This window comes from Streptomyces sp. NPDC001599 (assembly GCF_042893535.1).
GTDB lineage: Bacteria > Actinomycetota > Actinomycetes > Streptomycetales > Streptomycetaceae > Streptomyces.
Map to the genome: position 1 here is coordinate 271,575 of NZ_JBIAVA010000001.1, position 25,475 is coordinate 297,049.

General features: G+C 70.0%; 22 protein-coding genes and 1 pseudogene. 12 read left to right on the forward strand and 11 right to left on the reverse strand.

Annotation, left to right across the window (positions count from 1 at the left end):
• Entirely contained in the window at positions 1-657 is a 657-nt protein-coding gene (locus tag ACFYZ3_RS01300; RefSeq protein ID WP_388513959.1) for a pirin family protein, read from the forward strand.
• A 20-nt stretch (positions 658-677) separates the two neighbouring features.
• Here the strand turns inward: ACFYZ3_RS01300 and ACFYZ3_RS01305 are convergent, their stop codons facing one another.
• The 6 genes from ACFYZ3_RS01305 to ACFYZ3_RS01330 form a co-directional block, all read right to left on the reverse strand.
• A complete protein-coding gene (locus ACFYZ3_RS01305; RefSeq protein WP_388513120.1) occupies positions 678-1,097 on the reverse strand; it encodes a hypothetical protein in 420 nt (139 codons plus the stop codon).
• A complete protein-coding gene (locus ACFYZ3_RS01310) occupies positions 1,090-5,475 on the reverse strand; it encodes an RICIN domain-containing protein (RefSeq protein ID WP_388513961.1) in 4,386 nt (1,461 codons plus the stop codon). The genes ACFYZ3_RS01305 and ACFYZ3_RS01310 overlap by 8 nt, the downstream gene beginning before the upstream one ends.
• Before the next feature lie 593 nt (positions 5,476-6,068).
• Positions 6,069-6,266 (reverse strand): DUF397 domain-containing protein, encoded by a 198-nt coding sequence (locus ACFYZ3_RS01315; protein ID WP_388513122.1) that lies wholly within the window; start codon positions 6,264-6,266, stop codon positions 6,069-6,071.
• Positions 6,235-7,071 carry a helix-turn-helix domain-containing protein gene (locus ACFYZ3_RS01320; RefSeq protein ID WP_388513124.1) on the reverse strand — a complete coding sequence of 279 codons (837 nt, stop codon included), beginning with the start codon at positions 7,069-7,071 and terminating at the stop codon, positions 6,235-6,237. The genes ACFYZ3_RS01315 and ACFYZ3_RS01320 overlap by 32 nt, the downstream gene beginning before the upstream one ends.
• A gap of 189 nt (positions 7,072-7,260) precedes the next feature.
• Positions 7,261-8,082 (reverse strand): serine hydrolase domain-containing protein, encoded by an 822-nt coding sequence (locus tag ACFYZ3_RS01325; protein ID WP_388513127.1) that lies wholly within the window; start codon positions 8,080-8,082, stop codon positions 7,261-7,263.
• Between the two features lie 19 nt (positions 8,083-8,101).
• A complete protein-coding gene (locus ACFYZ3_RS01330; RefSeq protein WP_388513130.1) occupies positions 8,102-8,572 on the reverse strand; it encodes a GNAT family N-acetyltransferase in 471 nt (156 codons plus the stop codon).
• 109 nt (positions 8,573-8,681) lie between these two features.
• Between ACFYZ3_RS01330 and ACFYZ3_RS01335 the strand changes: the two genes are divergently transcribed.
• Entirely contained in the window at positions 8,682-9,191 is a 510-nt protein-coding gene (locus ACFYZ3_RS01335) for a MerR family transcriptional regulator (protein WP_388513133.1), read from the forward strand.
• Complete coding sequence (locus tag ACFYZ3_RS01340; RefSeq protein ID WP_388513135.1) at positions 9,188-10,204, forward strand: aldo/keto reductase; 1,017 nt, start codon at positions 9,188-9,190, stop codon at positions 10,202-10,204. Before ACFYZ3_RS01335 ends, ACFYZ3_RS01340 begins: the two co-directional genes overlap by 4 nt.
• A gap of 2 nt (positions 10,205-10,206) precedes the next feature.
• On the opposite strand, the gene ACFYZ3_RS01345 is transcribed toward ACFYZ3_RS01340, so the two are convergent.
• The 3 genes from ACFYZ3_RS01345 to ACFYZ3_RS01355 all read right to left on the reverse strand — a co-directional run bounded on the left by ACFYZ3_RS01345 (position 10,207) and on the right by ACFYZ3_RS01355 (position 13,119).
• A complete protein-coding gene (locus ACFYZ3_RS01345) occupies positions 10,207-11,094 on the reverse strand; it encodes a DUF4429 domain-containing protein (RefSeq protein WP_388513137.1) in 888 nt (295 codons plus the stop codon).
• A gap of 66 nt (positions 11,095-11,160) precedes the next feature.
• A complete protein-coding gene (locus ACFYZ3_RS01350) occupies positions 11,161-12,381 on the reverse strand; it encodes an alpha/beta hydrolase family protein (RefSeq protein ID WP_388513139.1) in 1,221 nt (406 codons plus the stop codon).
• A gap of 54 nt (positions 12,382-12,435) precedes the next feature.
• Complete coding sequence (locus ACFYZ3_RS01355; RefSeq protein WP_388513142.1) at positions 12,436-13,119, reverse strand: TetR family transcriptional regulator; 684 nt, start codon at positions 13,117-13,119, stop codon at positions 12,436-12,438.
• 115 nt (positions 13,120-13,234) lie between these two features.
• Between ACFYZ3_RS01355 and ACFYZ3_RS01360 the strand changes: the two genes are divergently transcribed.
• Together ACFYZ3_RS01360 and ACFYZ3_RS01365 are read left to right on the forward strand one after the other, a co-directional pair.
• Entirely contained in the window at positions 13,235-14,845 is a 1,611-nt protein-coding gene (locus ACFYZ3_RS01360) for an MFS transporter (protein ID WP_388513145.1), read from the forward strand.
• 188 nt (positions 14,846-15,033) lie between these two features.
• A pseudogene (locus ACFYZ3_RS01365) lies at positions 15,034-15,180 on the forward strand (small hydrophobic protein); the annotation flags it as partial.
• Between the two features lie 163 nt (positions 15,181-15,343).
• Here the strand turns inward: ACFYZ3_RS01365 and aceE are convergent.
• Positions 15,344-18,100, reverse strand: coding sequence for a pyruvate dehydrogenase (acetyl-transferring), homodimeric type (gene aceE, locus ACFYZ3_RS01370; RefSeq protein WP_388513146.1), 2,757 nt, complete (start codon positions 18,098-18,100; stop codon positions 15,344-15,346).
• 421 nt (positions 18,101-18,521) lie between these two features.
• Between aceE and ACFYZ3_RS01375 the strand changes: the two genes are divergently transcribed.
• From ACFYZ3_RS01375 to ACFYZ3_RS01400, 6 genes are all read left to right on the forward strand, one after another.
• Entirely contained in the window at positions 18,522-18,959 is a 438-nt protein-coding gene (locus ACFYZ3_RS01375) for a DUF3052 domain-containing protein (RefSeq protein WP_007449195.1), read from the forward strand.
• A 161-nt stretch (positions 18,960-19,120) separates the two neighbouring features.
• Entirely contained in the window at positions 19,121-19,579 is a 459-nt protein-coding gene (locus ACFYZ3_RS01380) for a peroxiredoxin (protein ID WP_388513149.1), read from the forward strand.
• A 141-nt stretch (positions 19,580-19,720) separates the two neighbouring features.
• Positions 19,721-20,296: a calcium homeostasis/redox stress adaptation protein gene (locus ACFYZ3_RS01385; RefSeq protein WP_003976436.1), complete on the forward strand. Its 576-nt coding sequence runs from the start codon at positions 19,721-19,723 to the stop codon at positions 20,294-20,296.
• Positions 20,297-20,390: 94 nt separating this feature from the next.
• Positions 20,391-20,966 (forward strand): TerD family protein, encoded by a 576-nt coding sequence (locus ACFYZ3_RS01390; RefSeq protein WP_003976437.1) that lies wholly within the window; start codon positions 20,391-20,393, stop codon positions 20,964-20,966.
• Positions 20,967-21,015: 49 nt separating this feature from the next.
• Positions 21,016-22,158, forward strand: a complete 1,143-nt coding sequence (locus ACFYZ3_RS01395) for a DUF475 domain-containing protein (protein WP_356858862.1) — start codon at positions 21,016-21,018, stop codon at positions 22,156-22,158.
• 151 nt (positions 22,159-22,309) lie between these two features.
• Positions 22,310-23,047, forward strand: coding sequence for a hypothetical protein (locus ACFYZ3_RS01400; protein WP_003976439.1), 738 nt, complete (start codon positions 22,310-22,312; stop codon positions 23,045-23,047).
• A gap of 30 nt (positions 23,048-23,077) precedes the next feature.
• Here ACFYZ3_RS01400 and ACFYZ3_RS01405 read toward each other — a convergent pair whose 3' ends face one another.
• On the reverse strand, positions 23,078-24,058 hold the full coding sequence (locus ACFYZ3_RS01405) for a TerD family protein (RefSeq protein WP_388513153.1): 981 nt from the start codon (positions 24,056-24,058) through the stop codon (positions 23,078-23,080).
• A gap of 207 nt (positions 24,059-24,265) precedes the next feature.
• Here ACFYZ3_RS01405 and ACFYZ3_RS01410 point away from each other — a divergent pair, with 207 nt between their 5' ends.
• Complete coding sequence (locus ACFYZ3_RS01410; RefSeq protein ID WP_388513155.1) at positions 24,266-25,432, forward strand: HpcH/HpaI aldolase/citrate lyase family protein; 1,167 nt, start codon at positions 24,266-24,268, stop codon at positions 25,430-25,432.
• The last annotated feature ends 43 nt before the right edge of the window (positions 25,433-25,475 follow it).

Below are 25,475 nucleotides of genomic sequence, written 5' to 3' on the forward strand. Positions count from 1 at the left end.
ATGGACGTACACCGCGCCGACGAGCGCTACCCGGGCGGTGATCCGGCAGCCGGGATCACCTCCCGCCACGCCTTCTCCTTCGGCCCCCACTACGACCCCGACAACCTGCGCTTCGGGGCCCTGCTGGCCTGCAACGAGGAGCGCCTCGCCCCCGGCGCGGGCTTCGACGAGCACCCGCACAGCCACACGGAGATCGTCACCTGGGTCGTGGCGGGCGAACTGACCCACCGCGACAGCACCGGCCACGAGACGGTGGTCCGCGCCGGGGACGTGCAACGCCTCAGCGCTGCGGGCGGCGTCCGCCACGTCGAACGCAACGACGCCGCCGTCCCCCTCACCTTCGTCCAGATGTGGCTGGCCCCGCACGACCCCGGCGGCGACCCCGCCTACGAGATCGTCCGGGGCATCGCCGACTCCACCCCGTACGCCGTCCCCGAGGCCGGCGCGATGCTCCACGTACGCCGCCTGGTCCCGGGGGAGCGGACGGCGGTGCCGGACGGGGCGTACGTGTACGTACACGTGGTGCGGGGCGAGGTGGACCTGGACGGTGAGCGGCTGGGCCCGGGCGACGCGGCCCGCGTCACGGCCGCCGAGGCGCTGGAGGTGGTGGCGGTGACGCGGGCCGAGGTGCTGGTGTGGGAGATGGCGGGGCGGTGACGCCCCGGGTGACGGATGGGTCAGGGCCGACGGCCCGCTACATACACCGCGCTCCCGTAGGCGTGTCCGTCCGGCTCCTCCACTCGGAATCCGGCTGAGTCGAGGATCGCCAGCAGGGCAACCTGCATGCGGTCGTTGATGTTCTTGTGGTGGAGGACGACCGCGGGCGGGTTCGCGTAGTCGATGCCCCGCGCGAAGAGCTCGAGGGCGGCGTCCCGCAGTTTTGCCTCTGTACGCCAGTCCACGAACACCCCGCCGTCGAGAACGGGATCCACGTGCACGGCGGCCCCGGGGCGCGGGCCCCCTTCCTCGAGGTCTGCCCGGTAGGCGGCCAGTCCCGATCGAGCCAGCTCCCGGCAGACCTCGTCAGCCAGAGCGCTTCGCTCCACGAGGACGGCCGGCGAAGCCTTTGGCGGCAGGTCGAATGTGTGCTCAGTCATGGGCCTCGTTCCCCTCGGTGAGTCGTTGGGTCGTTGTCGGTCGCGCCCTTTGCTGCCCGTTGGCTTGCCTGACGTACGAGTCCAGCAGACTTCTCGACTCCTTCGCGTATTCGGGGTGGTAAGGGACCGACCAGGTTACCGGGGTCCCCTCCTTCAGGGCGCCGGTCAGGACGGAAGCGCAGGCGGGACAGGGCTGCCGCTCCGTGTACAGGGCGGTGATCTGTCCGGGTGTGAAACCCTTCGCTTCCAACTTGCCGAGGATCTCGGTTTCGGAATGACCGGAAAATTTGCTGTTGGCGATGACAAAGTCGCCTGTCTTGGGGTCGTTCCAGCCCGGCACCTTGGCGACGGCGACGTTGTGATCGCCTTCGTAATACTCGGATTCCGTCCGGTACCGGTATGCCCAGTGGCTCATCTCGTCACTGTTGTAAGCGACCAACCCCACGGGGCAACCGCCGACGGCTGCGGGCGCCCGTGCGGTCAGTTTCCCACGTGTCCTGGTACAGGTTTTGACGAATCCGTCGAGTCCCTTGACCCCGATGCGGAACGCGGCGTCTGTAGGGAGACCGAGGGCGCGAAGGGCCTTGTAGGCGTCGGCGAAGCCGATGCCGCTTCGTGCGGCGGCGTCGAATGCCTTGACGGCATCCGCGATGGGTCGGATGATCTTGCCCGCGAAGAGGCTCGCGACGTCCACGACCACCCATCCGCAGCCGCCCCAGCTACCGCTCGCGCCGCCCGGGGCGATCTTCTGGGCGCACTTGATCCAGCTGCCGAAGAGGATGTCGACCGGGTCGACGCCCTTCTGGTACTCGGCGATCGTGATGGTGTGGGTGACCTCGGTGGACAGTTCGTCGGAGGTGTACTCGCCGAGGTAGAGCGTCGCGCCGGAGGGGCACATGTACTGCGTGGTGTCCAGGTCCTCCGCCGTGCACAGGTAGAGGTCGACGACCTCCTTGTACCGGAGCTTCGTGGTCATGGTGCAGTCGCCGTTGTAGAAGAGCTCGTCGATGAAGCCCTCGCAGCCGTCAGACTGCTTCACGACCTCCGGTTCGCCGATCTTCACGATGTGGTCGACCACGTAGAACAGGTCGCCGATGGGAACGCCGGTCTGGTCGACGACCGTTCCCTCGTCGATCTGTTCCGCGTTCGCCTTTGCCTCGGCCTGCTCGGCCGCCTGCTGGGCCGACTCGGCGTACTTCTGGGCGTCCTTGGCAGCCTCCTCCGCCGCCGCGGCCTCGGTGGCGGCGTGGTCGGCGGCGTCCCTGGCGTCCTTGGCGGCCTGTTCGGCCTCGGTCGCCGCGGTGCGGGCCGCCTCGGCGTCCAGGGCGGCCTGGTCGGCGGAGTCGCGGGCGTCCTTCGCATGGCCCTCGGCCCGGCCGGCCGCGCTGTCGGCCGCTGCCGCGTCCTCGGTGGCCTGGGTGTCGTAGGCGATGGTGCGGGTGAGTGACTGTGCGGCCTGGGTCGCGTACGAGGCCGCATCCGCCGAGTACCCCAGGGCCTCCTTGGCGGAGTTGCGCGCGTCCGCCGCGTAACCGAGGGCCTCGGCGGCCAGTGTGTAGGCGGCCTTGGCGTCACCGCTTGCCGCGTTGGCCACACTCTGCGCCTGGGCAGCAGACTCCTCCGCGTTCTGCGCGTGCGCCTCGGCGACGGCCTGCTGCTGTTCGGCGATCGTCTTCGACGACTGTCCGGTCAGTACGGCGAGTCCGGCGGCCGAGTCGGTGGTGACATACGGCGATCCCAGCTGGATGGCGTCGTTGGCCGGTGCGGCGACCTGCGCGGCCGAGTTGCCGGCGTCCACCGCGGCCTGCGCGGTGGTGTAGGCGTAGCCCGTGGACTCGTTGGCACCGGCGAGCGCGGTGACCGCCTCGGCCTTGGCCGCGTCCGCCTCCTTCTTGGCGTCGGCGGCGTGCTGCTCGGCGTCGTCGGCCAACTCCACCGCCGTACGGGCCGCCGTCGCGGCGGTCTTGGACGCCTTGATGGCATCCGCCGCCGCACTGGTCGCGGTCCTCACCGCGGCGTCCGCCGTCAGCTTGGCGGCCTGGGCGGCGTCGGAGTCGGCCCGGGACCGCTTCGCCGCGGCCTCCGCCCGAGTGGCCGCCGCGTCGGCATCGGCTGCTGCCTTGGTCGCCTTGTCCGCCTCGGAACGTGCGGCGACGGCCGCCGTCTCCGCGTCGTCGGCGGCGGCATCGGCGTCGTTGGCCGCCTTCCGGGCCTCCTGCGCATTGTCCTCGGACGCGGACGCCTGGGCATAGGCCTCCTTGGCATCGGCCTTGGCTCGGGCGGCGTTCGCCTTCTGCTCGGCGTCCCAGGCGTCGTCGCGCAGGGCTTTGGCCTTGTCGCGGGCGGCCTCCGCGCCCTTGCGCTTCTCGGTGGCCGTGGTGTCGGCGGTCTCCGCCCGTTCCTTGGCGTCCTTGGCCTCGGTCGCGCGTTGCTGGGCGTTGGTCTTGTGCTCCGCGGCCTCGGCCTGCTTCTGCGCCGCGGTCTCCTTCTCGGCCTTGGCGGTGGCCTCCTCCTTCTCCGCGGCGAGTCTCTTGGCGTGGGCCGTGGCCGCGGCGGCCTTCGCGTCGGCCTCGGCGTTCTGCGTCTCGGTGAGTTTGGCCTTCGCGGTGTCGCGGGCGGCCTTGGCGTTGCTCGCCTGGACGGCTGCAGCCTCCGCTGCGGCCTTGGCCTGCTCCTTGGCCGCCTGAGCGGCGGCGGTACGGAACGCGGCCTGGGTACCGGCTGCCTGCGCCACTGCCCGTGCGGCGATGGTGGCGCTGTCCCCGGCGGAGGCCTTGGTGGCGGCCAATGCAGTGTCGCCGGCCTTCAGCATCGCGTTCAGCGCGGCGGACGACGCCTTGGTGACCTGGTCCTTCTGCTGGCCCACGAGCAGGGCCCGGCCCCGGGGAGAGCCCGCGCCGTCGGCGATGGCGTACGCGGTGGTCAGGGACTCGTCGGAGTCCGCCGCCGCCATGCCCGCGATCTGTGCCTGCCGCCTGATCACCCCGAGCTGCTCGGCTGCCTTGGTCCGGGCAGCGCTGACGCCCTTGGTCGCCTGGGTGAACTGGCCGGTTGTCGGATAGTCGAGATCGTCCGTGCCGTTGTGGCCGGACGGCACGATGTCGAACTTCTGCGGATCGGTGTCGTTGCACCGCCACAGCCACGCGTCCTGGCTGTTGGCGTAGGTGTGCAGGTCCAGACACTTGCCGCTGCCCGTGTTCCGGAGCTGGGTGGTGCGGTTCGGGGTGAACTCCCAGCCCTGGGCGCCGTTCTGCTTGCACGTCCACTGCTGGATGCGGGTGCCGTCGGCCGTTCCGTCGCGGTTCACGTCCAGGCACTTGCCGGAGTTGACGTTCACCAGCGAGTTGCCGTCGATCCGCCACTTCTGGTTGGCGCCGCCGTTGCAGGTGTACATCTGCACCACGGCACCGTCGGCCTTCGAGTTGCCAGCGACCTCCAGGCACTTGTCGGCAGCGGCGTGGATGTGGACGATCATCGGGCTGTCCCCGATCCAGCCCGCTCCACCCGGCGACCAGTAGTCCTGCCAGCGGGCGAGGTGGTCGGCGGTCCAGGACTGGCCCAGCATCTCCCCGAGCGCCTTCGCGCCCGTCTCCAATGCCTGCGTCGCGTCCCGGTTGGCGTCGATGATCTGGCTGCGCTGGGTGGACTGCGCGCCGATCTCCCGCTGCCACTCCGCCGAAGCTGTGGCCACCACCTTGCCGAGCACCCTGCTCGGGTCGAGCGGGTTGCGCCAACCGCAGGCCGCGAACCGCGTCTTGAGATCCTCGACGGCCAGCCGGAACGGCAGGCTGCCGGGCTCGGGGGCGGTGCGGGGGAAACCGCCGGAAGAGAGGAACAGCCGGGCGTCGTCCGCCCCCATCTCGGTGAGACCGTCGGTCAGTTCTTCGTACGCCTGCTTCTCGGCGTACGCCTGTTGCCACTCGTCGCTCGGCAGTGACGGATCGGGGTCACCGTACAGCGGGGCTCCGAGCTTCTTCACCGCCTGGGCGGTCGCCTCGTCGGCCACCGGGGTGGGGTCCTCGTAGAAGAGGCCCTCGTCCTTCCAGTACTGCTCCCCGAGCCACTTCGAGTAGCCGACCTGGCCGAAGAAGTCCTTGCCGGTGGGTACCCCGGGTGGCCAGTAGAAGTCGGCTTCGGACGTGAAGCCGCCGGGGTACGACAGGCCGTCCAAGGGCTTCTTCCAGGTGTCGACGCGTGCGTTGAGCGCGCTGTTGTTCTGGTCGAAGGCGGTCTTGTCTTTCTGGAACGCCACCGAAAGGGGAGAGTCGGCCCAGTACTCGCGATTCGCAGCGAGGCGCAACTGCTCGGGCGTCCACTCCAGAGCGTTTCGCGCCAGGGTGTGCATCTGCGGTCCGCCGAGCCGCAGGGAGTCGGCCATCAGACACTGGTCCTGCCGCAGTTGCTCGGCGGCGTCGGCGTCGAAACCGTCGTAGCTGTCGGCGACGGCACTGGTGCCGGGCAGAGGGCCGTCGGAAGGGGGTTCGGGGCCGATGAGTCCGGCGACCACGGCGCCGATCACCGTTAGGGGTATGAGGGGTGCGGAGGCGACACGCAGTCGTCGGGCACCGGATCTGCCGGGCGGGCCGTCAGATGGTCTGCGGGGGCGTCTGAGACGCACAGGAGCTTCCTTCGTCGATGACGGAGACGGACGAAGACGCCCCGGACGAAGGAACGGAAGGCACGACGAAACCCGTCACCACGCCTGCGGCAGTCCACGGCCGTCCTGTAACCGCGCACCGGAAGAGGAGGCTTCCCACCCGGCGCGCCGGGTCACTGTAGGCATGCGCCATGATCACGTCACAAGATCGCGAACGGCGTCCGGCTGAAACGCAATTGTGGAGAAGTGGTGGCGATTACGCGTGGATTCTGTGTGTCACCTGGGGGGATGCTGTCCCGGTCGGTCGATTCGACTGATGGAGGTTGACCCGAATTCGCCTCTCGGTGCCCGTCGGCCGACAGGTGCTGTGCGGACTACCGCAGGCCGTCGACGAACGCCTGCCAGGCGTGTGCGCCGAGGGTGACGACCGGACCGGCCGGGTTCTTGCTGTCGCGCACGGGGACGGTGCCAGTAGGGCAGTTCTCGGCGACCTCGACGCATTCGCCGCCGTTGCTTCCGCTGTAACTGGACTTGCGCCACTCAACGTTGCTCAGTGCTGTGCGGGACCGCATAGCGTTCCTCCATCACGCGGGTGATCAGTCTCGCCGAGTCCTCGGGGGAGAGGGCTGAGGCTTGCAGTCGAGCGTAGCCGAATGAACGTTCCTTGATCACGTCCGGACTGGCGGTCATGTGCCCGCAGTCGTAGCCGTCTTTGTAGAAGAGGTCAGGGTCGGCGTCGAACCTCAGCAGCGTGAACGTACCCATCATGCCCGCGTGTTGGCCCACGGCAAGGGGAAGGACCTGGATCTGAACCCAGGGGGCAGCCGTGAAGCCCAGCAAGTGGGCGAGCTGGTCGCGCATGACCTCAGGCCCACCGATCTCGCGCAGCAGTGCCGCCTCGTCCAGGATGACCCACAGCGCGGGAGGCTGGTCTCGCTGGAGGATGCGCTGGCGTTCCAGTCGGGCGGCGACCATCTCGTCCACGTTGCCGCCCTCGACGCCGAGCACTGCCCGCGCGTACTCCTCCGTCTGCAGCAGCCCGTAGACCAGCTGCGACTGGTACGTCGAGATGTACGCCGCCTTCGCCTCCATCTCCGCGTACGGCTGGAACCACGTGGGGAGTTGGCTGCGTAGGACGAGTCCGATCAGACGGGAGAACAGTCCGTCCGTGCCCAGCGCGGCGTCCACCCGCTCGGAGAAGTCCCGCGTCGGGACCTTCTTCGTGGTCTCGATCTGGCCGACCAGGGAGCCGGTGCAGAAGATGATGTCGCCGAGCTGGCCCTGCCTGAGGCCGTGGGCCTCGCGCTGGCGGCGCAGCTCCCAGCCGTAGTAGTCGAGTGGGGAGGCGGTCGGGTCGAGGGACTGGATGTTGGCCACTGCGGCACCTCACTCCGGGACTGCGGGGACCACGGACGGCAACACCTCGCGGCGTTCACTTCCGTGCGTAGTCGAGCGTACGCATTCCGTCACGGTGCTGTGGCGTGAATCACGTAACCGGCCCGCAGGCGGCGGACGTCAAGAGCTGGCACCGTGACGAGTGTTGCCTGTCCGGCCCGGTGTGGCGCGTCAGCCCCGTACTTCCGCCAGCACCCCGTCAGTGAAGGGCGGCCACGCCTCGACCGCCCAGGGGCCGAAGGCGCGGTCGGTGAGGGATACGCAGGCCAGGGCGGCGTCCGGGTCGATCCACAGGAACGTGCCGGACTGGCCGAAGTGGCCGAAGGTGCGCGGGGAGGAGGCGGAGCCCGTCCAGTGCGGGGACTTGCCGTCGCGGATCTCGAAGCCGAGGCCCCAGTCGTTGGGGTTCTGGTGGCCGTAGCCCGGCAGCACGCCCTTCGTGCCGGGGTACTGGACCGTCATCGCCTCGGCGACCGTCCGCGGGTCCAGCAGACGCGGTGCCTGGACCTCGGCGGCGAAGCGGAGCAGGTCGTCCACCGTGGACACGCCGTCCTTCGCCGGGGAGCCCGCCAACGAGGTGGACGTCATGGCCAGCGGCTCCAGCACCGCCTGCCGCGCGTACTCGGCGAACGGCATGTCCGCCGCCTTCGCGATGTGGTCGCCGAGCTGCTCGAAACCGGCGTTGGAGTACAGCCGGCGATCCCCGGGCGGGGCCGTCACGCGGTGCTCGTCGAAGGCCAGGCCCGAGGTGTGGGCGAGCAGGTGGCGGACCGTCGCCCCGGGCGGACCGGCGGGCTCGTCCAGCTCGATCGCGCCCTCCTCGTAGGCCACCAGCGCCGCGTAGGCCGCCAGCGGCTTGGTGACCGAGGCGAGCGGGAAGCGGTGCGCGGCCGGGCCGTGGGTGCCGAGGACGGTGCCGTCGGCCCGTACGACGCCCGCCGCGGCGGTGGGGACCGGCCAGTTCTCGATCGACGCGAGGCTCTTCAAGGACATGGCGTCGAGCCTAAGCGGCTCACAGGTACAGCCGCATGGAGGGGTCCGGGTCCCGGGTGAAGCCCATCGACGCGTACAGGGGCTCGGCGTCCGCGGAGGCGGTCAGCATGACGTGCCCGGCGCCCCGCTCGCGGAACCACTGGAGCAGCTCCTCCATGCAGGCGCGGGCGTACCCCCGGCGCCGGGCCTCCGGGTCCGTCGCCACGCTGAAGACGTAGCCGATCAGCCCGTGCGGATTGCCGGCCCTCCCGATCCGGTACTCCAGCGTGCCGGCCACCAGCGCCGCCAGCGCCCCGGGCCGCTCCGGGTGCTCGACGACGAACGCCGCGAAGTCCCCGTCCGGGTCGGCGAGCCTCGCCCGCAGCGTCGGCAGGGACTCGGCGTGCCAGTCGGTGGGCGCGGGCGCCCGGCCCAGCGAATCGATCATCACCTGACGCAGACGGAGCACTTCCCCCACGTCCTCGGCCACAGCACGGCGTACGAGACTCATGCCCGCACGTTAGTGACCGGCCGGGGCGTGTGTCCTGCGTATTTCCCACCGCCGGTTTCTCACCGGGGCCGCTTGCCTGGAGTGCACTCGAAGGTCATAGCGTTGGGGCATGACGGTGATGCAGACCACGGCCGGGCCCCTCGTGCCGAACGCCACCAGCAACGCCACCGGCAACGCCACCGGAACGGACATCTGCTCCGCCCCGCCCCCGCGCCACCCGCGCCCCGACGGGCAGGACCGCTACACCATCAGCGAGGTCGTCGCGTTCACCGGCCTGACGGCGCACACGCTGCGCTGGTACGAGCGGATCGGCCTGATGTCCCACATCGACCGCTCGCACACCGGGCAGCGCCGCTACAGCAACCGCGACCTGGACTGGCTCGACTTCGTCGGCAAGCTGCGGATGACCGGCATGCCGGTCGCCGACATGGTGCGGTACGCCGAGATGGTGCGCGAGGGCGAGAGCACCTACCTCGACCGGCGGGAGCTGCTGGAGTCCACTCGGCGCGACGTGCTGACGCGGATCGCCGAACTCCAGGACACCGTCGCCGTACTCGACCGCAAGATCAGTTTCTACGGGGACGCCGGACGTGCCCGTGAAGGGGAGAGGAACCGATGACCGACAGCAGGATCCCGACGGCACGGCTCGGCACGGGCGGCCCGGAGGTGGGCGCCCAGGGCCTCGGCTGCATGGGCATGAGCTTCGGATACGGCCCCTCGGACGCCGAGGCCTCCCGCGCCACCCTGGAACGGGCGCTGGAGCTGGGCGTGACGCTCTACGACACCGCCGACGCGTACGGCGCCGGTGAGAACGAGCGCTTCCTCGCGCCGTTCTTCAAGGCCCACCGCGACGAGGTCGTCGTCGCGACCAAGTTCGCCCTGACGATCCCGCCGGACGAGCCGACCAAGAGGATCATCCGCAACGACGCGCCGTACATCCGCGAGGCCGTCGAGGCGAGCCTGCGCCGCCTGGACCTCGACGTGATCGACCTCTACTACATGCACCGGCGCGACGTGAACGTGCCGATCGAGGAGACCGTCGCCGTCATGGCCGACCTGGTCCGCGAGGGCAAGGTCAAGCAGCTCGGGCTGAGCGAGGTGACGGGGGACGAGCTGCGGGCCGCGCAGACCGTGCACCCCATCGCCGCCGTGCAGTCGGAGTGGTCGCTGTTCAGCCGGGACATCGAGGCGGGCGTGGTACCGGCCGCCCGCGAACTGGGCGTCGCCCTCGTCCCGTACTCGCCGCTCGGCCGGGGCTTCCTCACCGGCTCCTTCGCCAACGCCGAACAGGACCTCACCGACGGTGACTTCCGCCGTCAGCAGCCTCGCTTCACCGGCGACAACGCGGCGGCCAACGCGGCCCTCCTCACCCCGGTCCGCGACCTCGCCGAGGCCCACGGCGCCACCCTCGGTCAGATCGCCCTGGCCTGGGTCCAGCAGCGGTCCCAGGTCCACGGCCTGCCGGTGATCCCGATCCCGGGCACCCGGAAGCCGGCCCGGGTGGAGGAGAACACGGCGGCGACGAGGCTCGTCCTGACGGAGGCAGAGCTGGCCCTGCTGGAGCCGATCGCGGAGAAGGTTGCGGGGGACCGCTACGCGGACATGACGTTCGCCTCAGCCGGACGGGAGTAGAGCTAAAGCTCCGCCAGCAACTCTGCCTTCTTCGAGGAGAACTCCTCGTCCGTCACCAGCCCCTGCTGATGCAGCTCCCCCAGGTGCCGGATCCGCTCGGCGATGTCGGCCGGGTCCCGCCGGGGCGCCGGCACGGTAATCGGCACCGGGGCGCTCGCGCCCCGTTCCCGCACCGCCGCCAGCACCGCCGCCGCGAACGGCAGCGACTCGTGCACCGGCCCGTACCCCAGCCCGAACACGACCGCTGCCGGATCCTGGTCGGCCTGGGGGACGGCCGGCGCGGCCCCCGCGGCCGCACCGGCCGCCGACGCGTCGGCGTCGCGCGGCAGCAGCCGCAGGTACCCCTCGAACATCTCGGGGGAACGCCACTCCACCCCGCCCAGGTCGGCGACCGGGAAGCTCTGGTCGCCGGCCTTCCACTTCGCCGACGACGCGCCCGTCCAGGACCAGCGGAAGGACACGGCCTTCCCGTCGAAGGACGCCTTCCCGTCGTACGCCTTGAAGTGCAGCGGTGCCTCGGGCGGCGCCACCAGGTAGCGCTCGGTCCGGTCCGACTCGGTCAGCAGCGACCGCAGCTCGTCCGCGTAGTACTCCGCGAGCGTCCCCCGTTCGGCGGGCAGCACCAGCCGGTAGGGGTCGCCGCTCTCCTTCAGCTGTCCGGCCGCCGCCTCGATCAGCGGATCGGCGCCCGCGCGCGGTTCGACGCGCAGCACGACGGTGCCACGCCTGCCGGGCGTGAGTGTCACGCCGGCGATGGCCTCCAGGGGCACACGGCGTTCCCCCAGGGCCTGAAACAGCTTGGGTGTTCGAATCCCCCGTTCGTAGCGGATGAGCACGGAGTCGGACTCGAACTCCCAGGCGGCATGAAATCCGGCCAGTACGTCACCCATGCGGCTCATCGTATGCGGCACGAGCCTTCCCGTCCCCTCCCCGTGCAAACCGGAGTTTCTGCGCCTCTACGCGCGTCCGGCCGCCGTAGCCGCGGACAAACCCGCCCGGCATGTGTCGTCTTCGCCGGCGCAGGCGACCGTGCGGTATGCGCCAACCCCGATCCCCGCGAAGTTCCGCAGGCTGTCCGTGCCCGGCACGAAGTAGCCGCTGTGGCCCCGGGCGTCCCGCGCGGACAGCACCCGCGCCCCGAATCCGGCGGACACCGGATCGGCGCCGTGCCCGAGGCCGCCGACCTCCAGGTACGGCACGTCCTGGATCCAGTCGTCGGCGTCCCGCATCGCCCACACGCGGGCGGAGGTGTCCAGGTGGGAGGCGTTCTCGGCGCGCATGCCCGGGCTGCCGGCCACCGCTATGTCGGTCACCCTCGCGGGGAGCGTGTCGGCGGCGAGGCCGCACACCACCGAGCCGTAGCTGTGGCAGAAGAGGGAGACGGGGGCCTGGCCGGGCAGCGCCCGCAGCAGCGCGTTCAGCCGTGCCGCCCCGTGTGCGGCGCGGTTCGCGGTGGCCGCCTCCATGCCGAGGCCGCTGGGCGAGGTGTAGTCGGCCCAGGCGATCACGGCCGTGCCGGTGCCGGGGCTCGCCGCGCGCTCGGCCGCGTACAGCGACTTCGCCATGCCGACGGGCGCCGCGTACTTCTTGCGGTCGGTGCGCTGGAAGGTGAGCAGTTCGGTGTCCACGCCGGGCACGACGACGGACACGCGCTCGGCGCGGTCCAGGTTCCCGAAGACCTCGGCGACCCTGCCCGAGCCCGCCGGGTCGAAGGCGAGGATGTGCCGGCCGGGGTCGAGCAGCGCCTCGTAGTTGTGCATCCGTCTGCCGGCCTCGCGCTGCCCGGCCGGGGACAGCCGCTTGTCGTGCGTGCGCTCCCGCTCCACCGACCGCGCCTTCTCCAGCGCCGAGCGGTTGGCGAGGTAGCGCAGCTGGACGGGGGCGCCGTTCATGTTGCCGACGGCCAGGGGATACCGGTGGGCCAGGCTGGTGCGCTGCCATGCGGTGAGCGAAGCGAAGAAGCGGGCCAGCCGGGCGGGCGTCGCCTGCGCGTCGGGCAGCCGCCGCCCGTCGATCCGGCCGTGCTCCCAGGCCGTGACGGACGCTTCGAGGGCGGTGGGGCCCCGCTGGTCGCGCAGGGCGGTCCAGCCGGTGGTCGCCAGCATCACGAACACCACGGCCAGGGCGAGCAGTACGCGCCAGACGTTCAGCTGTGGGGAGGTGTCGAAGGAAGTCACTGGGAGGACACACTAGGAGAACGGGCCAGTCTCGCGTGAATCCAGTGACACGGATCACGTTTCGGCGCGGCGCCAGTTCCCGGTGAGCGCGGGCGCCACCTGGTCGAGGTAATCGGCCGTCAGGTCCCGCAGCGCCGCCAGGCTCGCGTCGTCGCGCGCCGACCAGATCCGCTCGGTGACCCGCATCACCGCTCCGAAGACGGCCACGACCACGCGGGGCCGGGGGTCGGTGTCCACGTCGAGGCCCTCGCGGACGGCGACGACCCGGGCGATCTCCTCCTCCAGCTCCGTCGCGCGCCGCAGGTGCGCGGCGAGCAGCGCGGGCGTCGACTCGATCACCCGGTAGAAGCGCATGTGCAGCTCGAGCGGGACCAGCTGCTCGACGGCCTCGCCGATGGTGCTCCAGCTCTCCGCGAGCGCATGGCGCAGCGCGTCCAGGGGCGCCTCCTCGGGCGGACGGGCGAGCACGGCCCGGACGAAGTGCGACTCCGCGAGCCGGGCCACGAAGAACGCCGCATCCTCCTTGGAGGCGAAGTACCGGAAGAAGGTGCGCTGCGAGACGTCGGCGGCCTCGGCGATGTCGTCGACGGTCGTCTCCTCGTAGCCGCGCTCGGTGAACAGTTCGAGGGCGGAGCGCAGGAGCAGGTCCCGGGTGCGCTGTTTCTTGAGTTCGCGCAGGCCAGGACGGGAGACCGCTGGTGAGGTCTCCGGGGGCGCCGACGTGCCGGCCACCTTCAAAAGTTCTCTCCTTCGTACGGTTTCCCCTGTTCAGGCTATATGGGGGATGTCTTGTCAGTTACTGACTCGTGAATTGGTTTGTCAACTGTCAGAGGCTGTCATTAGCCTCAGCGGTATGACTAGTCAGACCACCATCGACAAGCCGGGACCGGGTGACGGCACCCCGGCGGGTTCAGCGCCCGCCAAGGGATGGCGCGGCCATCCGTGGGTCACCCTCGTCACCGTCGCGGTCGGGGTCATGATGGTGGCCCTGGACGGCACCATCGTGGCGATCGCCAACCCGGCCATCCAGGACGACCTGGACGCCAGCCTCGCGGACGTCCAGTGGATCACCAACGCCTACTTCCTCGCGCTCGCGGTCGCCCTGATCACCGCGGGCAAGCTCGGTGACCGCTTCGGCCACCGGCAGACCTTCCTCATCGGCGTGGCGGGCTTCGCGGCCTCCTCCGGCGCCATCGGCCTGTCCGGCAGCATCGCCGCGGTCATCGTCTTCCGTGTCTTCCAGGGCCTGTTCGGCGCGTTGCTGATGCCGGCCGCGCTCGGCCTGCTGCGGGCCACCTTCCCGGCCGAGAAGCTCAACATGGCCATCGGCATCTGGGGCATGGTCATCGGCGCCTCCACCGCGGGCGGCCCGATCCTCGGCGGCGTGCTGGTCGAGCACGTCAACTGGCAGTCGGTGTTCTTCATCAACGTGCCGGTGGGCATCGTCGCCGTCGTGCTCGGCGTCATGATCCTGCTGGACCACCGGGCCGAGAACGCGCCGCGCTCCTTCGACGTCCTCGGCATCGTGCTGCTGTCGGCCTCGATGTTCGCCCTCGTCTGGGCGTTGATCAAGGCCCCCGAGTGGGGCTGGAGCTCCGGGCAGACCTGGGTCTACATCGGCGGGGCGGTGGTCGGCTTCGTCCTGTTCTCCGTGTGGGAGACCAAGGTGAAGGAGCCGCTGATCCCGCTGGCGATGTTCCGCTCGGTCGCGCTGTCGGCCGGTGTGGTCCTGATGGTCCTGATGGCCATCGCCTTCATGGGCGGCCTGTTCTTCGTCACCTTCTACCTGCAGAACGTCCACGGCATGAGCCCCGTCGACGCCGGTCTGCACCTGCTGCCGCTCACCGGCATGATGATCGTCGCCTCGCCGCTGGCCGGCGCGATGATCACCAAGGTCGGCCCGCGCATCCCGTTGGCCGGCGGCATGGTGTGCACCGCCGTCGCCATGTTCGGCATCTCCACGCTGGAGACGGACACCGGCAGCGGTCTGATGTCGATCTGGTTCGCCCTGCTCGGCCTCGGCCTGGCGCCCGTCATGGTCGGCGCCACCGAGGTCATCGTCGGCAACGCGCCGATGGAGCTCTCGGGCGTGGCCGGCGGTCTCCAGCAGGCGGCGATGCAGATCGGCGGCAGCCTCGGCACGGCCGTGCTGGGCGCCGTGATGGCCTCCAAGGTCGACAGCGACCTCCCGGGCAACTGGGCGGACGCGGGCCTGCCGGAGCTGACGCCGGAGCAGGCGGACCAGGCCTCCGAGGCGGTCCGGGTCGGTGTCCCGCCGGTGGCCCCGGGCACCCCCGCCGAGGTCGCCGGGAAGATCGCGGACGTCGCCCACGACACCTTCATCTCCGGCATGAGCCTGGCCTCGCTGGTCGCCGCCGGGGTCGCGGTCGTGGCGGTGTTCGTCGCCTTCCTGACCAAGCGCGGCGAGAACGCCGAGGCGGGCGCGGGCGTGGGCCACATCTGATCCGGCCCCCTGAGTCCGGCGGCCCCGTCCCCCGTTTCGTCCATCAGGGTGACAGGGGCCGCGAACCCTCCCCTCCACCAGACCTAGCAGGTCACAGTGGGTCACGTCCTCCGCAGGGCACGGAGGGCGTGCGGCTGCGGCGCGCTGCCGGAGGGGGGCGGCGCGCAGGCAGCGCGTGCGAAGCAGGCATGACACTCCGCACGGGGGTACCCGAAGTACACAGGGAGCCCATGGAGTTGATGATGGCGAGCTTCGGACATGGATCGCGCAGGCGCCCCCGCTCACGTGGCCGGACGTGGTCACGGACCGGGCCGGATCGCGCGGCGCTCGCGGTGGGCCCCGGCTTCTGGCACCCGTCCGGCTCGTAGGAGCGACGACTCCGGGCGACGGCACCGTCCAGCCCGGCGCGGCGTCACCCTTCGCCCGGATGTTCCCACCCCCGCCCGTCATGGGCGGGGGTGAGCCATGTGCCGCCCCGGCGGGGGCCCGGGGTACGCCCTACGCGTCCCCGCCGGCCACCCCCGGGTCCGCCGCCGTCACGTCGAGCAGCCGGTACCGGTCGATCGCCTGCTTCAGCACCGACCGGTCGACCTTCCCCTCCCGGGCCAGCTCGCTCAGCACGCCCACCACGATCGACTCCGCGTCGATGTGGAAGAACCGCCGCGCCGCGCCCCGGGTGTCCGCGAAGCCGAACCCGTCCGCGCCCAGCGACTGGTACGTCCCCGGCACCCACCGCGCGATCTGGTCCGGCACCGACCGCATCCAGTCGGACACCGCCACGAACGGCCCCTGAGCCCCCGCCAGCTTCCGCGTCACCCAGGGCACCTGCTGCTCCTCCTCCGGATGCAGCAGGTTGTGCTCCTCGCAGGCCACGGCCTCGCGCCGCAGCTCGTTCCAGGAGGTCGCCGACCAGACGTCGGCGCGCACGTTCCACTCCTCGGCGAGGATGCGCTGCGCCTCCACGGCCCACGGCACCGCGACCCCGGACGCCATGATCTGCGCCGGGATCGAGCCGCCCGTGCCCTCGCTGAAGCGGTACACGCCCTTGAGGATGCCCTCGACGTCCACGTTCTCGGGCTCGGCCGGGTGCCGGATGGGCTCGTTGTAGACGGTGAGGTAGTAGAAGACGTCCTCGCCGTGCGGGTGCTGCTCGTCCCCGCCGTACATCCGGCGCAGCCCGTCCTTGACGATGTGCGCGATCTCGAACCCGAAGGCGGGGTCGTACGCCACGCACGCCGGGTTGGTCGAGGCCAGCAGCTGCGAGTGGCCGTCCGCGTGCTGGAGGCCCTCACCGGTCAGGGTCGTACGGCCGGCGGTCGCGCCCAGGACGAAACCGCGCGCCAACTGGTCGCCCATCTGCCAGAACTGGTCGCCGGTGCGCTGGAAACCGAACATCGAGTAGAAGACGTACACCGGGATGAGCGGTTCGCCGTGCGTGGCGTACGCCGATCCCGCCGCGATCAGCGAGGCCGTGCAGCCGGCCTCGGAGATGCCGTCGTGCAGCATCTGCCCGTTCGGCGCCTCCTTGTAGGCGAGCAGCAGATCGCGGTCCACCGACTCGTACTGCTGCCCGAGCGGGTTGTAGATCTTCGCACTCGGGAAGAACGAGTCCATGCCGAACGTGCGGTACTCGTCCGGCGCGATCAGCACGAACCGCTTGCCAAGCTCCTTGTCCCGCATGAGGTCCTTCAGCAGGCGCACAAAGGCCATCGTCGTCGCGATGGACTGCTGGCCCGAACCCTTCTTCACGGTCGCGTACGTCTTGTCGTCCGGCAGCGCGAGCGGCTTCGACCGCACCACCCGGGTCGGCACGTACCCGCCGCAACCCAGGCGCCGGTCGTGCATGTACTGCATCTCCTCGGTCTCCCGGCCGGGGTGGTAGTACGGCGGCGGGCCGGACTCCAGCTCCTTGTCGGAGATCGGCAGATGCAGCCGGTCGCGGAAGCGCTTGAGATCGTCGACCGTCAGCTTCTTCATCTGGTGCGTGGCGTTGCGGCCCTCGAAGTTCGGTCCCAGCGTCCAGCCCTTGATCGTCTTGGCCAGGATGACCGTCGGCTGGCCCTTGTGCTCCAGCGCCGCCTTGTACGCCGCGTAGATCTTGCGGTGGTCGTGACCGCCGCGGCCCAGGTGCAGGATCTGGTCGTCGGTCATGTTCTCGACCATCGCGCGCAGCCGGTGGTCGTCGCCGAAGAAGTGGTCGCGGATGTAGGCGCCGGACTCGGTGGCATACGTCTGGAACTGGCCGTCCGGCGTCGTGTTCATGCGGTTGACCAGCACGCCGTCGCGGTCCTGGGCCAGCAGCGGGTCCCAGGTGCGGTCCCAGACCAGCTTGATCACGTTCCAGCCGGCGCCCCGGAAGACCGACTCCAGCTCCTGGATGATCTTGCCGTTGCCGCGCACCGGGCCGTCGAGGCGCTGGAGGTTGCAGTTGACCACGAAGGTCAGGTTGTCCAGGCCCTCCCGGGCGGCGATGGACAGCTGGCCCAGCGACTCCGGCTCGTCCATCTCGCCGTCGCCGAGGAAGGCCCACACGTGCGACTTGGAGGTGTCCGCGATCCCCCGCGCGTGCATGTAGCGGTTCATCCGCGCCTGGAAGATCGCGCCGATCGGGCCGAGGCCCATCGAGACCGTCGGGAACTCCCAGAAGTCCGGCATCGACCGCGGGTGCGGGTACGAGGACAGCGCGTGCGGCGCCTTGGACTTCTCCTGGCGGAAGCCGTCGAGGTGCTCCTCGCTGAGCCGGTCCAGCAGGTACGCGCGCGCGTAGATGCCGGGTGAGGCGTGCCCCTGGAAGAAGACCTGGTCGCCGCCGTCGCCCTCGTCCTTGCCCCGGAAGAAGTGGTTGAAGCCCACGTCGTACAGGGAGGCGGAGGAGGCGAAGGTCGCGATGTGGCCGCCGACGCCGATCCCGGGCCGCTGCGCGCGCGAGACCATCACCGCCGCGTTCCACCGGGTGGCGTTGAGGATCTTGCGCTCGATCTCCTCGTTGCCGGGGAAGAACGGCTCGCTCTTGGTCGGGATGGTGTTGACGTAGTCCGTGCTGCGCATCTCGGGCACGGCCACGCGCTTCTCGCGGGCCCGTTCGATCAGCCGCAGCATCAGGTAGCGGGCCCGTTCCCGGCCGCGCTCGTCGACGGCGGCGTCGAGCGAGTCGAGCCACTCCTGGGTCTCCTCGGGGTCGAAGTCAGGAACCTGACTGGGAAGGCCGCCAATGATGATCGGACTGCGATCACTGCGATCGGATGCGGAAGCCACGCTGTTCCTTCGCTGTCAGAGGGCCGTTTTTCCGGGTTTCTCTCCGGGTTCCTCCCCGGTTCTTCCCGGGTTTCTGCGCCGATTCCCCCGCCGGTTCCCCATCGTGTACCTCGCGGGGGCAATCGTCATCTGTACCGTGGGGTAACCGGTTCTCCCGTGAGGATCGGGGGCACGTTCATTCGAGTCTCGTACCCACACATGGTTCCCAAATACGCAAACGGGGCAGATAGGTGTGGTGTACGTCACCTTCGGGCCGGACGGCATGGCTGGAGTTGCGGCGACACGGCCGGGATCGTCACCGTTTCGGCGGTCCCAGACGCCGGGTACTTGCGCGATCCGTCCCGCCCGTGTGGACTACGGCCAAGCCTCGCGCACGCGCGTGGCTGAAGACATCTACCGAAACATGATCAGGAGGCAACCCGTGAGCGCGACCGCGGACCACGCGGAGGAGCGGACGAACCCTGCCGCCAGGCTGGGTTTCCAGCCCGGGCAGGTGGTCCAGGAGATCGGCTACGACGACGACGTCGACCAGGAGCTCCGCGAGGCCATTGAGGGCGCCGTCGAGGGCGAGCTGGTGGACGAGGACTACGAGGACGTGGCCGATGCCGTCGTGCTGTGGTTCCGTGACGACGACGGCGACCTGACGGATGCGCTGGTGGATGCCACCACGTACATCGAAGAGGGCGGGTCGATCCTCCTTCTCACGCCGAAGACCGGCCGTGACGGTTACGTCGAGGCCAGTGACATCTCGGAAGCCTCGACGACCGCCGGACTGACGGCGTCCAAGAGCGTCAGCGTCGGCAAGGACTGGAGCGGCAGCCGGCTGGCGACGCCCAAGGCCGCCAAGTCCAAGCGGTAGCCCGGCCGGGCTCCGTGACATTCCGGACTCCGGGCGGGTCGACGGCCGACGGCTGTCGGCCCGTCCGCGGGTCCGCGACCGTCCCTGCGTAGGGTGTTTCCAGCGAATCACCCGCGGAGATCTTCCCGCGGAGAACTTCCTACGGAAGGGACGAACGGGACATGGCGATCCAGGTCGGCGACAAGGCCCCCGACTTCGAACTCAAGGACAACCACGGCAGGGCCGTCCGGCTGTCCGAGTTCCGCGGCCGGAAGAACGTCGTGCTGCTCTTCTACCCCTTCGCCTTCACCGGTGTGTGCACCGGCGAGCTGTGCGAGGTGCGCGACAACCTGCCGCAGTTCTCCGACCGGGACACCGAGGTGCTCGCCGTCTCCAACGACTCCATCCACACCCTGCGCGTCTTCGCCGAGCAGGAGGGCCTGGAGTACCCGCTGCTCTCCGACTTCTGGCCGCACGGCAACGTCTCGCGCGCCTACGGCGTCTTCGACGAGGACAAGGGTTGCGCCGTCCGCGGCACCTTCGTGATCGACCAGGAGGGCGTCGTGCGCTGGACCGTGGTCAACGCTCTGCCGGACGCCCGTGACCTCGCCGAGTACGTGAAGGCGCTCGACGCCCTGTGACCGGCGTCCGCCGGGCCGACACCACGTGATTTGTCGGCTCCGGGGACTGCGGGGCGCGGGAACCCGTCACTAGGATCAACTCGTTGATCCGATATCCACGCACTACGGGGCACCCCGCCCCTGGACACCAATGGAGGACTCGTGGGAGTCAGCCTCAGCAAGGGCGGCAACGTTTCGCTGACCAAGGAGGCCCCCGGCCTGACCGCGGTCATCGTCGGTCTGGGGTGGGACATCCGCACCACGACCGGCACCGACTTCGACCTCGACGCCAGCGCGCTGCTGCTGAACAGCGGCGGCAAGGTCGCCAGTGACGCGCACTTCATCTTCTTCAACAACCTGAAGAGCCCGGACGGATCGGTCGAGCACACCGGCGACAACATCACCGGTGAGGGCGAGGGCGACGACGAGCAGATCAAGATCAACCTCGCCACGGTCCCGGCCGACATCGAGAAGATCGTCTTCCCGGTCTCGATCTACGACGCCGAGAACCGCCAGCAGTCCTTCGGCCAGGTGCGCAACGCGTTCATCCGCGTCGTCAACCAGGCCGGCGAGGCCGAGATCGCCCGCTACGACCTGAGCGAGGACGCCTCCACGGAGACCGCCATGGTCTTCGGCGAGCTGTACCGCCACGGCGCGGAGTGGAAGTTCCGCGCCATCGGCCAGGGCTACGCCTCCGGCCTGCGCGGCATCGCCCAGGACTTCGGCGTGAACGTCTGAGCGACTGTCTCGACACGTCCGGCGCCGCACGGTTTACGTGCGGCGCCGGACGCGCAGGAAACCAGGAACCATCACCCGGGGAGGGACCATCACCATGGGCGTCACGCTTGCCAAGGGCGGCAACGTCTCCCTGTCCAAGGCCGCACCGAACCTCACGCAGGTACTGGTCGGGCTCGGCTGGGACGCGCGTTCCACCACCGGAGCACCCTTCGACCTCGACGCGAGCGCACTCGTGTGCAGCAGCGGCCGGGTGCTCGGCGACGAGTGGTTCGTCTTCTACAACCAGCTCAAGAGCCCGGACGGCTCGATCGAGCACACCGGCGACAACCTCACCGGCGAGGGCGACGGCGACGACGAGTCGCTGCTGGTCGACCTCTCCAAGGTGCCGGCCCACTGCGACAAGATCGTCTTCCCGGTCTCGATCCACATGGCCGACGAGCGCGGCCAGACCTTCGGCCAGGTCAGCAACGCCTTCATCCGGGTCGTCAACCAGGCCGACGGCCAGGAACTGGCCCGCTACGACCTCAGCGAGGACGCCTCCACGGAGACCGCGATGATCTTCGGCGAGCTCTACCGCTACCAGGGCGAGTGGAAGTTCCGTGCAGTGGGGCAGGGGTACGCGTCGGGGCTTCGCGGCATCGCTCTAGACTTCGGAGTCAACGTTTCGTAAAGCCGAGTACGGCGCGGGGGAGCCCCGTACACACACGATTGGGTAGCCAGTGCTTCTGAAAACCTTCGGCTGGTCGTTCGCGGTCACCGCGCTCGGCCTGGTCGCGGCGGTCTTCTACGGGGGGTGGACCGCCTTCGGCATCGTGGCGATCCTCTCCATCATGGAGATCTCGCTGTCCTTCGACAACGCGGTGGTCAACGCCGGGATCCTGAAGAAGATGAATGCCTTCTGGCAGAAGATCTTCCTCACCATCGGCATCCTGATCGCCGTGTTCGGCATGCGCCTGGTCTTCCCGGTCGTGATCGTGGCGATCAGCGCGTCGCTGGGGCCGATCGAGGCCGTCGACCTCGCGCTCACCGACAAGGACCGCTATCAGGAGCTGGTGACGGACGCCCATCCGTCGATCGCCGCCTTCGGTGGCATGTTCCTCCTCATGATCTTCCTCGACTTCATCTTCGAGGACCGGGACATCAAGTGGCTGGCCTGGCTGGAGCGTCCGCTGGCCAAGCTGGGCAAGGTCGACATGCTGTCGGTCTGCATCGCCCTGATCGTGCTGCTGGTCTCCGCGATCACCTTCGGCGCCCACGCCCACCAGCACGGCGGCGCCCATGCCGACAAGGCGGAGACGGTCCTGCTCGCGGGCATCGCGGGCCTGATCACCTACATGATCGTCGGCGGTCTCTCCGGCTACTTCGAGGACAAACTCGAAGAGGAGGAGGAACGCGAGCACGAGGCCGAGGAAGAGGCCGAACGCACGGGCAAGCCCAAGTCGGCCGTCAAGCTGGCGGGCAAGGCCGCGTTCTTCATGTTCCTCTACCTGGAGGTCCTGGACGCGTCCTTCTCCTTCGACGGCGTCATCGGCGCCTTCGCCATCACCAACGACATCGTCCTGATGGCCCTCGGCCTGGGCATCGGCGCCATGTACGTCCGTTCGCTCACGGTCTACCTGGTCCGCCAGGGCACCCTCGACGACTACGTCTACCTGGAGCACGGCGCCCACTACGCCATCGGCGCCCTCGCCGTCATCCTCCTGGTCACCATCCAGTACGAGATCCACGAGATCATCACCGGCCTCGTCGGCGTCGCCCTGATCGGCTGGTCCTTCTTCTCCTCGGTGCGCCGCAACCGCGCACTGGCGGCGGCCGGGGGAGACGGCGACCAGGAGAAGGCGGAGGTCTCCTCCGGGGTGTGAAACCCTTGATCCCCGGGCCGGGGTGCGCCCCCGGTGCGCCCGCACCCCTGGTGTGAACCCGGCCCGGACGAGGAACGCTCTGAGCGGGGCGGCCGACGAGGACGACTCCTCGGGGCCGCCCCGTCGGCGGTGACGCGAAGGTGGGGCGGGAATGGGCTTCTTGGACGGGCTGTGGCGCGGCCGCGAGTCCGAGTTCGACTCGGGCAGCGCGGCGACCAACTCCATACAGCTGACCAAACGGCACAGTCAGGTCTCCCTGACCAAGCAGGGCGCCGCGACCGGCAATCTCCGCGTCAACCTCTCCTGGCGGATGCGGACCTCCGACATCTCTGGCGTCCAGCGGGAGAGCCTGCTGCGGCACCCCTTCAAGGCGCTCAAGCCCCCCGAGGTCGTCGGCCACAGCCAGAGCATGGTCAACGTCGACCTCGACCTCGGCTGCCTCTACGAACTCAAGGACGGCACCCGCGGGGTGGTCCAGCCGCTCGGCGGCTTCCTGGGCGACGTCAACGCCCCGCCGTACGTCAAGCTCAGCGGCGACGACCGCTTCGGCTCGGCCTCCGGCGAGACGCTCTACGTCAACCTCGACCACAAGGACGAGATCAAGCGCCTGCTGCTCTTCGCCTACATCTACGACCAGACGCCGGCCTTCGACCGGACGCACGCCGTCGTCACGCTCTACCCCAGCAACGGGCCCCGCATCGAGATAGGCCTCGACGAGCGGCATCCGCAGGCCCGGTCCTGTGCCGTGGTGATGATCGAGAACGTCAAGGACGAGATCCTCGTCCGCCGCGAGGTGAAGTTCGTCTACGGCTTCCAGGGCGAGCTGGACCGGCTGTACGGCTGGGGTCTGCAATGGGGCCGCGGGCACAAGAGCAAGGCGGAGCGCTGAGCCCCGGCCACCGGCCGCCGTCCGCGAGGGCTACCGGCCGACGAACTGCGGGCCCTGCGGAGGCAGCCGGAAGTCCGGATCGGGCGCCCCGGTGACCGGCTGCGGATAGCCGTAGCCGGACTGCGCTCCCGTGACCCCGGCGGCGGCAGGCGCCTGCGGATAGCCGTACCCGGGCCGGCCGGCGTCCGGCTGGGGGTAGCCGTAGGCGGGCTGGGCCGTCGCCGGCTGCTGCGGATAGCCGTACGCGGGCTGCGTCGGCACGCCGGTGGGCTGCTCGGGCGGCAGGGGGCGGGATGGGCCCGGGAGCGGCTGTACGGCCGTCGGGTGGTCGGGGCCGACCGCCGGCGGCGCGGGGCTGGACTGGGCGGGCGTCGGCTGGTCGGGCGTGGCCTGCGAGGGGGCGGACGGGGCTGCGGGGGCCGTCGGCGTGGCGTCGGGCCGGGGGGCCGACATGGGGTCGTCCGCGCCCTCCGACTCGTCCACCGAGATGCCGAAGTCGGTCGCCAGGCCCTTGAGCCCGTTGGAGTAGCCCTCGCCCAGCGCCCGGAACTTCCAGCCCTCCCCGCGCCGGTACAGCTCGCCGCAGATCAGCGCCGTCTCCTGGCCGGTCTCCGGTGTGACGTCGAAGTACGCCAGCGGTTCCGCGTCGGCCGCCGCGTCGTGCAGCAGGATGCGCAGCGACCGGACGCGGTCGAAGGTCACGCCGTCCGCCGACGCGACCAGCAGGATCCGGCCCACCGAGGGCTCGACGCCGGAGAGGTCCGTCTGGATCGTGTCGGTCAGGCCCTCGGCGACCCGCTTCTTGCCGAGCCGCCAGACCTGGCCGGAGGGATGCCGTGGCTGGTTGTAGAAGACGAAGTCCTCGTCGGAACGCACGCGGTCGTCCGGCCCCAGCAGCAGCGCGGAGGCGTCGACGTCGGGAACCCCCTGCCCGGGAGTCCAGCGCAGCACGGCGCGTACCGTGGTGGCTTGCAGCGGGACGTTCGACCCCTTCAGCATCGCGTGCGTCATGTCGTCATCCTGCCCCCTCGGTCCTGGTCACGACAACGCGGGGGCGGGTACTCGGCTCGCGTCCGCCCGCCTCGGGTCGCCGTCGCCGACACGGCCGGGTTACCTGGAATTCATGCCCGGTGGGAACCTCCGACATCACTACCTACGTACTATTACCGGCCACCTTTCGACGATTCCAGGTCGCCCAGACACCACGGGGGAGTTTAAATGCGTCATTTCGGACAGATAGCCCCTGATGTGCGGAAGCGTCTCTTTCATCAGGAGCCCTGCTCCTTCACGGCGGACTCCCCGGCCAGGCTGCTGTCCGCGGCCCTGGGCGCCACGCTCTACAGTCCGGCCACCCGGCCCAGCCTCGCCGACGACATCCTGAAGCAGGGCGCGCGCGGGCTGGTGTCGATGGTGCTGTGCCTGGAGGACTCGATCGACGACGCCGACGTACCCGTCGGCGAGGCCAACCTCGTCCGTCAGCTCACGGACCTGGCGGAACGTTCCGGCGACGACGTCCCCCTGCTGTTCGTCCGGGTCCGCACCCCCGAGCAGATACCCGACCTCGTACGGCGCCTCGGCCCCGCCGTGCGACTGCTGTCCGGGTTCGTGCTGCCGAAGTTCACCGAGGAACGCGGCATGCCCTTCCTGGAGGCGCTCGCCGCCGCCGAGACCAGCAGCGGCCGCAGGCTCTTCGCCATGCCCGTGCTCGAGTCCCCCGACCTGCTGTACCGGGAGTCCCGGGTCCAGACGCTGGAGGGCATCTTCCGCGCGGTCGACAAGTACCGCGACCGCGTGCTGGCCCTGCGGCTCGGCGTGACCGACTTCTGCTCCTCCTACGGGCTGCGCCGGGGCCCCGACATGACGGCCTACGACGTCCAGATCGTTGCCTCCGTGATCGCCGACGTGGTCAACATGCTCGCCCGCGCCGACGGCACCGGATTCACGGTGACCGGGCCCGTGTGGGAGTACTTCCGCGTCCAGGAGCGGATGTTCAAGCCGCAACTGCGCCAGAGCCCCTTCCTGGAGGGACAGGCCGTCGAACTGCGCCAGAAGCTCATCGAGCACTCCATGGACGGCCTGCTGCGCGAGATCTCCCTGGACCGGGCCAACGGTCTGCTGGGCAAGACCTGCATCCACCCCTCGCACGTGCTCCCCGTGCACGCGCTGTCCGTGGTCAGCCACGAGGAGTTCAGCGACGCCCAGGACATCCTGCGGCCCGAACGCTGCGGCGGAGGCGTGATGAGGTCGGCCTACACGAACAAGATGAACGAGGTGAAGCCGCACCGCGCCTGGGCCGAGCGGACCCTGCTGCGCGCCGAGATCTTCGGCGTGGCGAACGAGGACATCGGCTTCGTGGAGCTGCTCGCCGCCGGACTCTCCGACTGAACGCCGGGCGACCGGACGCAAGCGATCCACAACCGACGCCGGG

Bases quoted from the DNA above. Each gene is read 5' to 3' on its own strand.
- ACFYZ3_RS01340 (WP_388513135.1), top strand. From the start codon at position 9,188: ATGACCGACAGCAGGATCCCGACGGCACGGCTCGGCACGGGCGGCCCG.
- ACFYZ3_RS01345 (WP_388513137.1), bottom strand. From the start codon at position 11,094: ATGGGTGACGTACTGGCCGGATTTCATGCCGCCTGGGAGTTCGAGTCC.
- ACFYZ3_RS01335 (WP_388513133.1), top strand. From the start codon at position 8,682: ATGACGGTGATGCAGACCACGGCCGGGCCCCTCGTGCCGAACGCCACC.
- ACFYZ3_RS01305 (WP_388513120.1), bottom strand. From the start codon at position 1,097: ATGACTGAGCACACATTCGACCTGCCGCCAAAGGCTTCGCCGGCCGTC.
- ACFYZ3_RS01310 (WP_388513961.1), bottom strand. From the start codon at position 5,475: ATGGCCGACTCCCTGCGGCTCGGCGGACCGCAGATGCACACCCTGGCG.
- ACFYZ3_RS01300 (WP_388513959.1), top strand. From the start codon at position 1: ATGGACGTACACCGCGCCGACGAGCGCTACCCGGGCGGTGATCCGGCA.
- ACFYZ3_RS01325 (WP_388513127.1), bottom strand. From the start codon at position 8,082: ATGTCCTTGAAGAGCCTCGCGTCGATCGAGAACTGGCCGGTCCCCACC.
- ACFYZ3_RS01390 (WP_003976437.1), top strand. From the start codon at position 20,391: ATGGGCGTCACGCTTGCCAAGGGCGGCAACGTCTCCCTGTCCAAGGCC.
- ACFYZ3_RS01405 (WP_388513153.1), bottom strand. From the start codon at position 24,058: ATGACGCACGCGATGCTGAAGGGGTCGAACGTCCCGCTGCAAGCCACC.
- ACFYZ3_RS01360 (WP_388513145.1), top strand. From the start codon at position 13,235: ATGACTAGTCAGACCACCATCGACAAGCCGGGACCGGGTGACGGCACC.
- ACFYZ3_RS01400 (WP_003976439.1), top strand. From the start codon at position 22,310: ATGGGCTTCTTGGACGGGCTGTGGCGCGGCCGCGAGTCCGAGTTCGAC.
- ACFYZ3_RS01315 (WP_388513122.1), bottom strand. From the start codon at position 6,266: ATGCGGTCCCGCACAGCACTGAGCAACGTTGAGTGGCGCAAGTCCAGT.
- ACFYZ3_RS01330 (WP_388513130.1), bottom strand. From the start codon at position 8,572: ATGAGTCTCGTACGCCGTGCTGTGGCCGAGGACGTGGGGGAAGTGCTC.
- ACFYZ3_RS01380 (WP_388513149.1), top strand. From the start codon at position 19,121: ATGGCGATCCAGGTCGGCGACAAGGCCCCCGACTTCGAACTCAAGGAC.
- ACFYZ3_RS01410 (WP_388513155.1), top strand. From the start codon at position 24,266: ATGCGTCATTTCGGACAGATAGCCCCTGATGTGCGGAAGCGTCTCTTT.